11 protein-coding genes are annotated in these 11,507 nt (G+C 46.3%); 4 read left to right on the top strand and 7 right to left on the bottom strand.

Annotated features, from left to right (window positions below; genetic code table 11):
• Positions 1-209: 209 nt before the first annotated feature.
• The 3 genes from QUA71_RS08875 to QUA71_RS08865 form a co-directional block, all read right to left on the bottom strand.
• Positions 210-374 carry a hypothetical protein gene (locus QUA71_RS08875; RefSeq protein ID WP_333284139.1) on the bottom strand — a complete coding sequence of 55 codons (165 nt, stop codon included), beginning with the start codon at positions 372-374 and terminating at the stop codon, positions 210-212.
• Between the two features lie 262 nt (positions 375-636).
• On the bottom strand, positions 637-1,167 hold the full coding sequence (locus tag QUA71_RS08870) for a pentapeptide repeat-containing protein (protein WP_333284137.1): 531 nt from the start codon (positions 1,165-1,167) through the stop codon (positions 637-639).
• A 201-nt stretch (positions 1,168-1,368) separates the two neighbouring features.
• Positions 1,369-1,656 carry a hypothetical protein gene (locus QUA71_RS08865; protein WP_333284135.1) on the bottom strand — a complete coding sequence of 96 codons (288 nt, stop codon included), beginning with the start codon at positions 1,654-1,656 and terminating at the stop codon, positions 1,369-1,371.
• A gap of 170 nt (positions 1,657-1,826) precedes the next feature.
• On the opposite strand from QUA71_RS08865, the gene QUA71_RS08860 reads away from it, so the two are divergent.
• On the top strand, positions 1,827-2,357 hold the full coding sequence (locus QUA71_RS08860) for a hypothetical protein (RefSeq protein ID WP_333284145.1): 531 nt from the start codon (positions 1,827-1,829) through the stop codon (positions 2,355-2,357).
• Here QUA71_RS08860 and QUA71_RS08855 read toward each other — a convergent pair.
• The 3 genes from QUA71_RS08855 to QUA71_RS08845 form a co-directional block, all read right to left on the bottom strand.
• Positions 2,317-2,544 carry a hypothetical protein gene (locus tag QUA71_RS08855; RefSeq protein ID WP_333284133.1) on the bottom strand — a complete coding sequence of 76 codons (228 nt, stop codon included), beginning with the start codon at positions 2,542-2,544 and terminating at the stop codon, positions 2,317-2,319. The genes QUA71_RS08860 and QUA71_RS08855 overlap by 41 nt on opposite strands.
• A gap of 118 nt (positions 2,545-2,662) precedes the next feature.
• The gene (locus tag QUA71_RS08850; RefSeq protein ID WP_333284131.1) at positions 2,663-3,523 is read right to left on the bottom strand and encodes a DUF6920 family protein; all 861 of its coding nucleotides are present in this window, start codon (positions 3,521-3,523) and stop codon (positions 2,663-2,665) included.
• Positions 3,524-3,569: 46 nt separating this feature from the next.
• Complete coding sequence (locus QUA71_RS08845) at positions 3,570-3,944, bottom strand: DUF1257 domain-containing protein (RefSeq protein WP_333284129.1); 375 nt, start codon at positions 3,942-3,944, stop codon at positions 3,570-3,572.
• Positions 3,945-4,220: 276 nt separating this feature from the next.
• Here QUA71_RS08845 and QUA71_RS08840 point away from each other — a divergent pair, with 276 nt between their 5' ends.
• From QUA71_RS08840 to QUA71_RS08830, 3 genes are all read left to right on the top strand, one after another.
• Positions 4,221-5,411 (top strand): WD40 repeat domain-containing protein, encoded by a 1,191-nt coding sequence (locus QUA71_RS08840; RefSeq protein ID WP_333284127.1) that lies wholly within the window; start codon positions 4,221-4,223, stop codon positions 5,409-5,411.
• Positions 5,412-5,923: 512 nt separating this feature from the next.
• Positions 5,924-8,302, top strand: coding sequence for a PAS domain S-box protein (locus QUA71_RS08835; RefSeq protein WP_333284125.1), 2,379 nt, complete (start codon positions 5,924-5,926; stop codon positions 8,300-8,302).
• Positions 8,295-10,046, top strand: coding sequence for an EAL domain-containing protein (locus QUA71_RS08830; protein ID WP_333284123.1), 1,752 nt, complete (start codon positions 8,295-8,297; stop codon positions 10,044-10,046). The genes QUA71_RS08835 and QUA71_RS08830 overlap by 8 nt, the downstream gene beginning before the upstream one ends.
• A gap of 34 nt (positions 10,047-10,080) precedes the next feature.
• Here the strand turns inward: QUA71_RS08830 and QUA71_RS08825 are convergent, their stop codons facing one another.
• Entirely contained in the window at positions 10,081-11,412 is a 1,332-nt protein-coding gene (locus QUA71_RS08825) for a J domain-containing protein (protein ID WP_333284121.1), read from the bottom strand.
• Positions 11,413-11,507: the final 95 nt, after the last annotated feature.

Below are 11,507 nucleotides of genomic sequence, written 5' to 3'. Positions count from 1 at the left end.
AACATGGCTCAAGCTCAACGTCTTGCTGGCTTTAATTTTAACATCCTCAAAGACTTGTTTAGAATGAAATAGCCCTGGGCAGAAATAGGTCTTTTCAAGTTGGTTGTATCTGAGCAAGTTTTGCAGGAATGCGATCGCAATTTACGTAAAAAAATACCTGCTGCTTTGCCAATTTTTACAGAGTTGCTAGCTACTATTAACCCCGAAATTTAACCCGATCCTTCACTAGAAGAATCATCGCGGTGGGCGGCTATTATTGAAGCTAAAGATACCCCGATTTTAGCGGCGGCTGTTCTGGCAAATGTCGATCGCCTCTTGAGCTTAAATACCAAAGATTTTACGGCTGAAGTTGCTGCACAAAGCGGGTTGAGCATTCAAACTCCAGCAGAGTTTATTACAGAAATTCGAGAGATTATAGGAAAAGGTTTGTTGTCAACGTGATTCGATCGTGATGAGCAACGAATCAGAAACGCGATCGCCCTTTGGTTTTTTGGTTAGGGCGAGCTTTGAACATTAGTCACACATTCAACAGCTTGAAGCACTTACAACTACACCATTAATTTATAGCAATCGCCAAGGCAGACGTAAACAGGAAGTAGTCCCGAATCATGCGATCGCGAAACTCATGCCCAAACCCTACCTTTTGGCAAATTGCAGGTTGGCCCACTCCAGATCGGCATCTTCTAGATTAGTACCACGCAGGTCGGCATAACTCAGGTCGGCAGAAGTAAAGTCGGTTTTACTCAGGTTGGCATCACGCAGGTCGGCACCGCGCAGGTCGGCATTAGGCAGCTCGGCCTGACTCAGGTTGGCACTACGCAGGTCGGCACTACGCAGGTCGGCACTAGGCAAGTAGGCATCACCCAGGTTGGCATTTTGCAGGTTGGCATTTTGCAGGTTGCTATGTTGCAGGTAGGCAAGGTGCAGGTTGGCCTTACTAAGATTGGCACTACTCAGGTTTGCACCATCCAGTTTTGCCATAGTTAGGTCGGCACCATTCAGTTTGGCATCACGCAGGTCGGCACCATTCAGTTTGGCATGATGCAGGTTGGCACCACGCAGGTCGGCACCGCTCAGGTTGGCCTCACGCAGGTCGGCATCACGCAGGTCGGCCTTTTGCAGGTCGGCATTAGGTCCGATTTTCGCTAAGGCAAGTGGATCAGCCATGAGGTTTCAGTGTTTAATATTTATTGCTAATGTTGTTAAGTAAAACTCAGATGTAAACAGTTATACGCCCTGCTATCTTCCCTTTGTAGACATCTGAATAAATGCCTTTCACCGTTCTGAAAAAGTCAACGCCTAAACGAACCACTTGTCAGGGGTTTTACCCCCATATACTATATCTAAACAGTATATATCTCCTGCCATCTATTTCATCAAGAGATCAGGCAGTTTTTGCCCTATATCCTCGATCACATAATCAGAAAAACTCGAAGCAAAATGGCTACCTCCACTCTTCATTTGGTAGCCAGATTGCCGTGATTGGTTATTATACCAATAATGAACATGGTTGTCATCTGGACGCGACTCACTGGCAGGTGCTACAAGGAAGCCTATTACAAGACCTGATGATGTATCAACGTTAAACTTAACTTGATACCCAGGCAATTCAGAGTAAGTATTCCAAGTTCTTGGCCAAACTCGATCTCTTCCCATAAATCACCTCCTAATTTTTTTTCCATCCTAGACCGATCGCACAAAAAATGTAAAGGGAAAAAAGTTGGAAAAAGTGGGAACTTCCTAAAATTCGGATGCGAGGCCCAAAAAGTTGGAAAAAGTGGGAAAAAGTTTGGTATAGTAACCATACCTATCTCACCATCCCACCTATGGACAGTCCTCAGATCTTGCAATTTGTCGATGAAGCTGTCTATACCAACACAGGTAAACGTCTAAATAACTTGCAGCGGAGGATTATCGCAGGCATACTGAATCGTCAAAGATATGCTGACGTTGCAGAAACTTATGGTTATAGCTCCCAGCACGTTAAAAAAGCCAGTTACGAGCTTTTGCAAATGTTATCTGAAGTGTTTGGCGAACAAGTTAAAAAAAGTAATCTTGAATCCGTTATAGAAAGGCAAATAAATCATAATATAAATCTTGGTAATAAAAATACTTTTAAAAATAGTAACAAAATTAGCTACATTAACAATTGTCCTAATCCTTCTACTCCTACCCCAGATAAAAGTCAGCCGGAAATTCCCGACTTGCAGGAGGAAAGCAAAAATCAAACTAAGATTGAAACAATTGATAAATTACGGCAGTTTGGCTTGAGCGACGAGCAAATTGCAGAAGCGCTACATATACCTTTAGAGCAGGTTAAGCAGGTGGACTTGGATTCTCCAAAATCCCTGCAATAAAGGTTTCGCCGTCAATCGGTGGAGTATGTTCGGACATGGCAACAGCAGCATCTATCTTAACTCGTACAGAATCGATCCACTGGCGAGCGGCGAGAGCTTTTTGGAACTCATCAAGCCATTCGAGAAACTCTGCGAGTTCATTTTCTGGAAGTTCCCTTACTGCTGTCTTGAACTGTGTAAGGTTCATGGATAATTAACTTTTTTTGCTAATACCCGTTTACCTGTGTACTCTAATGATCAGATTGTTCCCATGAAATAGGGGAGAAAATCTCAGACTCAGACGCACCCTACAACACAAACTAGAATCATCGCGCCAACTCATAGGCAATATTCGTGATGCGGCCGCGCCAGTAGGGCAATAGCGAGCCATCAGACAGTTGCCACGCCACCTCACCGGAGAGCGGAATCCGCATACCGTCTCGCAACTCGTAGTCCCAGAAACGGCCTTGCCAGGGCGCAAACAGCAGCCCCCCGTTAACTGTACGGGCGCGGGCCTCGGCGCGGATACTGGCGATTAGCCCTGCTTCATCAAAGCGGAAATCCAGGGAAACAGCGGTGTCGCCATCCTGTAGCGTTGCTCTGGCAGAAGAATTGTCGATCGCCTCCCAGCGAACACCTTGACTCGGCAGCAGTCTCGTCGGATACCAAGCAGCCTCCGCGAAAAAGCGCATCAGTTCCCCTTGTGCAGCTTCTGGAGTGCCCCGCATATCCGCCAGAGTCACCAGGCCCAGCAGCGCTGCATGGAGGATGCCTTCCCCAGAAATGTAGGCATCATGAACAAACGCATTGATACCGGGCATCATGGCAATTTGCCCGTCCCAGTCAAAGCCAGGGCGCTGAGTAATTACCAGTTGAGTTGAGGTGAAGGCGCTCCATTTTTCTGCGGTTTCGCTCATGTTAAACGTGCCTTCGTGGGAAACCCGGGCTGCTGCAATTAGCGGTTGTCCATCCTTGAGCACCGCGCGAAAGTAGCGCTGCACTGGCTGGGGTAAATCGGCGATTTCCCGCGCATCAAATGTGAGAGGTTTAATCGGCAAGCGTGCAGCTTCCAGATTGGCTCGCAGTTCCTTTGTACCCAGATGCCAGCGGTATGATCCAAGGGCGATCGCGCCAACAATGCCAACTACAAGCGCGAGGATGATTAGTACGATCGCCGATCGCCACATGGTGATTCCTCTTGATAGGTAAAAACGAGTTACTCCAGGGCGAGTTTTAAACCCATCTACCCACTACAACTCTGAGCGTTCCATCTGCCAAAGTTTCCTCTTCTTCAACATGAAAACCCTCTGACTGCACCGCCGCCATCAAACTTTTGCGCGCGTATTTTTGACTAATTGAATTGACAAATTCCTGCTGGTTAATTCGAGCGCCCCAAAAATCCGCTACCAATTCGTAATCCTCTCCGTTGCGGCGAAAACCCAAATCGTAACCATTGGATTGCCGAATCACGTACTCGGCATTAGTTTTGTCGCCCCGATAACCCCGCACCTGCACATTGCACTCTACTTGATAACCCAACTCTTCCAACACTTGATGCAGCAGTTCGCCGTTCTTGATCTGAACCTTGATAGTTGTGAAGTGTGACATATCACTTTCGGATTTTTGTGTAAAACGCTGATTTGATTATAATAGCATAAACAGCAACAGTCAACAAGTTAGAATTTGCGATCTTAAACGCGGTTTGAACGTCAGCGAAAGCAGCCCGGTTACAAGCCCCCGGATTCATATGTTCAGAAAATCACAACAGAGTATCCGATAACAATTGCCCCGATTTATCCGTGCGGGAGTTCGATTTTTTTACTCATCCAATTCTTCAATCTAAAATCCCCAATCTAAAATCCAAAATCTAAAATCTAAAATGATATGATGGCCGACAATCCTAACCAACCTAGAGAATATGATGCCGTCCTCGGCGGTCAAAGTCAAATCCCGATCGCCGGCGCTGTTTTGGGAGGCATTGCCGGGGTCAAGCAGCGCTTCAACAGCCCTAGTATCGAGTCGCGGATTGCCGCCGTTAAAGATGCTCCTAAATACGGAGGCGCTGGTTTAAATTTAGCAATTGAGGCGCTGCTTGACCCCGCAGCAGAAGTGCAGCGAGTTGCTTATTTAATTTTGCGACCGAGGACAGAACCTCTAGTGCGCCAAGGTTTAAAAGACTTCGTGCCTTACAAGCTTTTTGACTGCATCCGCACGGTCAAAACTGGGACAAATGTTGCGATTAGTCCCGGAGGATATAACACGGCGAGTTTGCACGGGAAAATAATTAGAATTTGCGATGTAGAGACAGGAGAAATACTCTATACTGTTGACAAGTATGCCCGCGCTCAAGAAACTTTTGTGCTTTGCCAAGAAAGCGAAGTTTTTGTGAGGAGCAGAAATACTCCAAAACACCGCGCGGTCGAAATTTGGCAGGAAGGAGAATTGCGGCATACTTCCCTCGGACATGAAGCGGAAATTAGCGCAATTGTCATCAGTCCCGACAGTCAAGTTATCGCCAGCGGTTCGGCAGATACTACTATCAAAATTTGGAATTTAGAAACGGGAAAGTTAATCTGTACCTTTGGCAATCTTTTAACTTGGGGATCTCATAAAGCAGGAATTGTTAGTCTTGCTTTTAGCCCGATCGCACAAACTCTCGCTAGCAGCAGTTCTGACGGTACAATTAAACTGTGGAACCTCCGCAGCAGAGAGTGCTCCCAAACAATTAAGGGTTATGCGAATTGTCTGGGTTTCAGTCCAGACGGGCAGACTTTGGCTACTGGTGGCTGGGACAGAAACATTCAACTGCGACAGCTATCGAATCCAGATACTTCAATCACTTTGGCCGGGCATTTTAACTCCATAAATGCGATCCTCTTTAGTCCCGACGGAGGCACTGTTGTCACTGCTAGTGCCGATGGTAATATCAAATTTTGGAATGCCAGTACCGGCGAAAATATTCACACTCTCAGCGGACATCAAAACTCTGTTACTTGTCTTACTTTTAGCAGCGATGGTGAAACTATTATCAGCGGCAGTATAGACAAAACTGTCAAAATTTGGGGAGTTAATTGAAGAAAGAAGGAAGTTCGGCAACGGATTCTGTAACGGATGTAGCGGATGCAAGAAATAGGGAATAGGGAATAGGGCAGAAGGCAGAAGGCAGAAAGAAGAGGGCATCGACCTCATGATTTTCACAAATTAAGTACCTCCTAACCATTCAGGGGCTGGCTATATTTACAAATTCCAGATTCCAGATTCCTCGGTGCGTGAATCTACGCAAACAAATATAATAAATTTACAATCCCAGTTCTTGTGCAAGCCGAGGATGGCGGAACTTGTTTTTGCACTAATACAAATACTTACCGTAAAAATACCGACGGGGAGGCATTATTCAGCTTACTATAAATTTGTAAACTCTCGCCCAAAGGCCTGAGCGAGCCGCAATTTCTGAATCCTTTAAAGTACCTTTAATATTATCGCATCTTGGTCGGATGAGTATTCCTGCTAATTGTAATATTTCACTTAAAAAGTTTATGCTTAAAAGATAGGCTGGGGTTAAATATACAGTGCGCCCTAGAGTAACCATGTCACACTGCAACCAATCCATCTGTCGTTCCCGCGATTTCGCAGAAATGTGCGATACTGCTGCCAGTTGGCAGCAAAAAGCCGATCGACTAACGGTAGAATTAAACACCACCCAGGATCTGCTTCACGCAGAAATCGATCGGCTCAAACAAGCCAACGAAACCCTTCACGCCGCTGTCAGTTGTGCCCCAATTTTCCTGTGGGCAACCGACAGAGAAGGCAAGTTAACCCTTGCAGCAGGGAAAGGATTAGAAAATTTGGGACTCAAACCAGGTGCAACTGTCGGGCTATCGATTTTTGAAGTTTACAGCAGCCAGCCAGATATCTTAGAAAATATTGCCGAGGTATTAGCAGGAAACGATCGTACTTGGAACGTCCGAGAGAGGCATTTTATTCACGAAATTAGATCGGCAGCGCTGCGAGATGGAAACGGCGAAGTGGTTGGGGCAGTCGGTGTTTCTACAGAAATTACCGAGCGCGAGCAGTCGAGCGCAACTCTGGAAACGGCAAATCAAGAATTAGAAGAGAGACTTCAGCAGCAGACGGCAGTCTTCAATGCAGCACTTGCCGAAAGCGAAAAAAAGTACCGCAACCTCCTCGAAACTTCCGAAGAATTGATTTGGTCGATCGATATTGAAGGTTTCTTGACTTTTGTCAATTCCGCCGCCAAACGCATCTACGGTTACGAACCGCCAGAAATGATCGGACGCAGCTTCACCGATTTTTTAGTTCCCGAGCAAAAAACTAGACCAATAGAAATATGTGCACAACTTTTAGCGAGAACTAAAATTCAGTCACAAATCGCTAATTCTCCTTACGAAACAGTACACATTCGCAAAGACGGTACTCCCGTCTACCTGCGCGTCAACAGCATCGTCAACCAAGCGGAAAACGGCGCTATTTTAGGCTTGTGCGGAACGGCGACAGATATTAGCGATCGCAAGCGATCGGAAGAAGCACTCCAAGAAGCTACAGACCAACTTCGGGCCGTGTTGGATGCCGTGCCCGGACTGATTTCTTGGATCAGTTCAGATTTGCGGTATATTGGAGTCAACCAGCACTTAGCAACCTCGTTCAACCTGTCTCCTGAAACCTTTGTAGGTCAAGAAATCAACTTTCTCGACAAAGGCTCGACTTTTGGAGAACTGATCCGAAACTTTTTTAACAGTTCATCTCAGCAAACCTGGCAAGAAATAGAAATAGAAATTAACGGTTCCGTCCGCAACTATTTGATAGTAGCTCAGAAATATCATCAGGGAACCGCAGCAGTTTCAGTAGGGATAGACATTACCGACCGCAAATGCGCCGAAGCTCAAAAAACCCAATTAATCGCTTCTTTGCAAGAGTCGGAACGCAAATTCCGCAGCCTTTACGAAGCCACCAGCGACGCAGTAATGCTACTGGAAGAAGACGAAGTTTTTGACTGCAACCACGCCACCCTAACCCTCTTTGGGTGCAGTAATAAAGAGCAGTTTTACGGTAAAAAATTAAGCCAATTTTCGCCGCAATTTCAGCCGAGTGGACAAGACTCATCCAGTCTAGCAGCACAGAGAATATCGACAGCAATGAAAACAGGTAGCTGTCGCTTTGACTGGTTACACAAACGGTTAGACGGTTCAGAATTTCCCGCTGAAGTGCTGTTAAATGCAATGGAAATTAACGGGAAAAAAGTAATTCAAGCAGTAGTGCGGGACATTACAGATCGCAAGCGCGACGAGGATGGCATCAAAGCATCCCTTGCAGAAAAAGAAGTTCTACTCAAAGAAATTCACCACCGCGTCAAAAACAACCTCCAAGTTATTTCCAGTTTGCTCAAACTTCAGTCCCGCTACATCCAAGACAGCCCCGTTAGCGAAATGTTAAAAGAAAGCCAAAACCGAGTCAGCTCAATGGCTCTGGTTCACGAACAATTGTATCAATCCAAAGACTTGTCAAAAATTGACTTTGCTGAATATATCCAAAATCTCGCCCACAATTTATTCCAAGCTTATGAAACTCATGCAGAATGCGTTAATTTAGAAACAAATATTATGCCGTGTTTTCTCAATATTGATACGGCAGTTCCTTGCGGCTTAATTATTAACGAACTTGTGACAAATGCCCTTAAATATGCTTTTAAAGGACAAATAAAAGGTAAAATCAACATAGATTTTTCTTTAAATAAAAACCTATTTTTCGTCCTAAGCGTGAGCGACAGCGGAATTGGTTTTCCTCAAGACTTAGATTATCGAAAAGCCCGAACTTTGGGTTTGCGACTGGTCGGGTCTTTAGTCAAGCAAATTCGGGGCAAAATAGAGCTCTTAGACACTGCTGGCACGAATTTTAAAATAACCTTTCCCCAACCCAAATACACTCATAGGAGAGAATTTAGTGTCTAACAAAAAAATTCTGATAGTTGAAGACGAGAGCATCGTTGCGGAAGACATTTCCGACAGTTTAATCTCTCTAGGATATAGAATAACTGGTATGGTCTATTCGGGAGAAGAAGCGATTGAATCGGCAGCCAAATTCCGACCAGATTTAGTTTTGATGGATGTTAACTTGCAAGGAGAAATAGACGGTATTACAGCAGCCGAAGAAATTCGTTCGCGATTTCAAATTCCAGTAGTTTATCTGACAGCTTATGCCGATGAAAATACTTTGCGACGAGTCAATAGTACAAAACCCTTCGGCTATATTGTCAAGCCATTTGAAGAAAAAAACTTGCACACAACTATTCAACTGGCCCTCTACCGACATCAGTATGACAGCTTGACCAATCTGCCGAATCGTTCATTGTTGCGAGAAAAGTTAAGCCGAATATTAGATGGTCAAAAAGAATTGTCAGGAGTCGTTCCGCTTGTCACGCTTAGCTTAGATAAAATCAACCGCATTAACAGTACCTTGGGACACGATATCGGCGACTCTGTGCTTTGTACCATCGCCCAGCGGCTAAGTAACTGCATGGAAAACATTGATATTGTTGCTCGCTTGGAAGCTGCCGAATTTGCGCTGATTTTCAAACCTGTTGAAGAAAAACAGGATGTGGCTAACATTGCTCAAAACATTTTAGATATTGTATCCCAAGGCATGATTGTCAAAGATTGCGAAGTCTATGTCACTGCTAGTATGGGGATCTGCTTGTATCCAGGGGACGGCATCGACGGAGATGAAATGCTAAAAAATGCTTATATAGCAATGTATCAATCTCAGCTAGAAGGCGGTAACACTTATCATTTTTACAGTGCCAAAAATGCCAGTTATTTCATCAATACACTTCTTCAAGAAACTTCCCTGCGCCATGCTTTAAAAAGTTCAGAATTTGAAGTATACTATCAGCCGCAAATTGAAATTAAAACAGGTAAAATGATTGGTGCTGAAGCTTTGGTGCGCTGGAATCATCCAGAACGGGGGCGAGTTTCCCCGGGGGAATTTATTCCAATGGCTGAAGAAATGGGCTTGATTGCACCGTTGGGCGAATGGGTATTAGAGACTGCTTGCAGGCAAGCTCAAACATGGCAAAGAGCAGGTTTGCCGCCCCTGCGAGTGGCAGTTAACGTGTCAGCCCGTCAATTCGAGCGCAAAAATTTCACGGAAAGAGTCAGGGAGATATTAACAGAAACTGGTCTCGATCCCAAGTATTTGGAATTAGAACTGACGGAAAGTCTGGTTTTGCAAGACGAAATAGCAGCAGCTAAAGCTTTTACGGTGTGGAGGGATCTGGGGATTAGGATAGCAATTGATGATTTTGGGACGGGATATTCTTCTTTGAGTTATCCAAAACGCTTTCCATTTGATGCGATAAAAATTGACAAGAGTTTTATTCGGGATATTGCAGACGATCGCCAAAATGCAGCGATTACAGTAGCTATTATTCAAATGGCACACTGCATGAACATGAGGGTGGTTGCTGAGGGGGTAGAAAATGAGCAGGAACTAGATTTTTTGTGCGATCGCGAGTGCGACGAAATTCAAGGTTATTTTTTCAGCCAGCCTTTGCCAAGGGCTGAGTTTGAAGCGCTGCTGAAAAGCGATAAGTGCTGGGAGTTATGCTGCAGGAAGAAGGAAGCAGCAACTTTAAACTCAGGTTTCAGCAAACAAGAAACTCCTAATCGTCTTGGCAGTTTCTATAAAATAGGATAATGGGTAATTTTCCCTAATTACTGATGACTAATGATTAATTCAAAAGATCCGCTCGCCCAACCAACCGTCCCAGCCACAGCCCGAAACCCGAAGTAGCCACCAACAGGATAAACGTATAAAGCCCGCTGCCGTTGTGGCTCAACCTTTCTGCAGCTACCATCCGCGCCACAACTCCAGCAATAATGCCGATCGCAGCCCAAGCCCCATAAACAGTCTTAGACCCGGCGATAGCGAAAGCTTGGACGATCGCCCCCGAACCCGCCCCAGCCCACACCCCAGCCCACGCCCCAATCCCCAGCCCGATCGCACCTCCGAGCCCGACAGGGCCGTCAGAATTCCCACCTACTTCCGCCGCCAGCCCGCACGTCAAGCCGACAATCGCCCAACACACGGCCGCCGCCAACACCTTAACCCAATTCCCAGAATCTGTTCCCGCCATCAATCCCACCACTGTCACCACTCCCCCTACACCCAAAACAGCAGCCACAGCCCGCGACTCGGCCTCGGAACTGGCGATCGCCCCCAAACCAGCCCCAACGGCGCCCCAAGCAGCCCCTGTTTCCATTCCTCCCGCCTGAAAACCGGCGATCGACCCCCCCACCGCCCCACCTAAAACTAACGCTGCCAGCCACACTCTAGGCGTTGCCGAACCCTCCGCCAGCAAAATCGCGGCCCACAGCCAATCGGCACCACAAATTAAAGCCCACATCCACAGCGGGGCGGCTGATCTCGTCAAAATCCAACCGGTCAAAGCGTAACTCGCCACGGCGATTGCCAGCGGCCACCAAGGGAAGCTTGAATAGTGTTGAGATGGTCGCACTTCCCTCGGCGCGCTTCGCGGTTTTGAGTATTGAGTTGAAAATTCTTTTTTCCTTTTCGAGGTAAGCTTTCGATAGTGTTGAGATGGCCGTGCTTCCCTCGCAACGCTTCGCCCTGGTTGCTTTCTGCCCCGCCACGCTTGACGGCTGTGAGTGGTAAATCGTTTCTTGCTTGAAGAGTTCTTTTGAGTTTGAAATTTTTTGGAGGCGGTTTTTGGGCGGGTTTGACTGCGCTGGGAACCAGGCCTAGCGGCTGATTTTCGAGAAGGCCTTCTCAGCGGCTTTTCCGGCGCAGGCGGCGGTGGCTGCGGAAACTGTTTTTCGATCGACCCCGATGATTCAGGCTGACTCAGAAACAACACCAACTGCTGGTAAGCTTCATTAATTTCTGTTAATCTTTGGTGAGCTTTTTGTTGCAGGCGGTCATTGTTGGCAAACCGATCGGGATGCCACACAAACGCTAAATCCCTGTAAGCGCGCTTAATTTCTTCTAAGGAAGCTCCAGGCTCAATTTCGAGGATTTCGTAGCATCGATTAATGTCAGCCATAGGCTTCGATCTGCAGGTGTTTGTAAATTCGCGTGAAGCGAAGCTATCCGGTAGGGAATCCCACTTAACATCTTCTACTATTCTCAGCCAAGCTG

The sequence above is a fragment of the Microcoleus sp. MON1_C5 genome, from assembly GCF_036701875.1.
Lineage (GTDB): Bacteria > Cyanobacteriota > Cyanobacteriia > Cyanobacteriales > Microcoleaceae > Microcoleus.
This window is presented reverse-complemented; position numbering and strand designations above follow the sequence as displayed.

What these genes read in the sequence shown, in the direction of transcription:
- QUA71_RS08850 (WP_333284131.1), bottom strand. Translation starts at nt 3,523, where the DNA reads ATGTGGCGATCGGCGATCGTACTAATCATCCTCGCGCTTGTAGTTGGC.
- QUA71_RS08845 (WP_333284129.1), bottom strand. Translation starts at nt 3,944, where the DNA reads ATGTCACACTTCACAACTATCAAGGTTCAGATCAAGAACGGCGAACTG.
- QUA71_RS08860 (WP_333284145.1), top strand. Translation starts at nt 1,827, where the DNA reads ATGGACAGTCCTCAGATCTTGCAATTTGTCGATGAAGCTGTCTATACC.
- QUA71_RS08825 (WP_333284121.1), bottom strand. Translation starts at nt 11,412, where the DNA reads ATGGCTGACATTAATCGATGCTACGAAATCCTCGAAATTGAGCCTGGA.
- QUA71_RS08870 (WP_333284137.1), bottom strand. Translation starts at nt 1,167, where the DNA reads ATGGCTGATCCACTTGCCTTAGCGAAAATCGGACCTAATGCCGACCTG.
- QUA71_RS08865 (WP_333284135.1), bottom strand. Translation starts at nt 1,656, where the DNA reads ATGGGAAGAGATCGAGTTTGGCCAAGAACTTGGAATACTTACTCTGAA.
- QUA71_RS08855 (WP_333284133.1), bottom strand. Translation starts at nt 2,544, where the DNA reads ATGAACCTTACACAGTTCAAGACAGCAGTAAGGGAACTTCCAGAAAAT.
- QUA71_RS08875 (WP_333284139.1), bottom strand. Translation starts at nt 374, where the DNA reads ATGCTCAACCCGCTTTGTGCAGCAACTTCAGCCGTAAAATCTTTGGTA.
- QUA71_RS08835 (WP_333284125.1), top strand. Translation starts at nt 5,924, where the DNA reads ATGTCACACTGCAACCAATCCATCTGTCGTTCCCGCGATTTCGCAGAA.
- QUA71_RS08840 (WP_333284127.1), top strand. Translation starts at nt 4,221, where the DNA reads ATGATGGCCGACAATCCTAACCAACCTAGAGAATATGATGCCGTCCTC.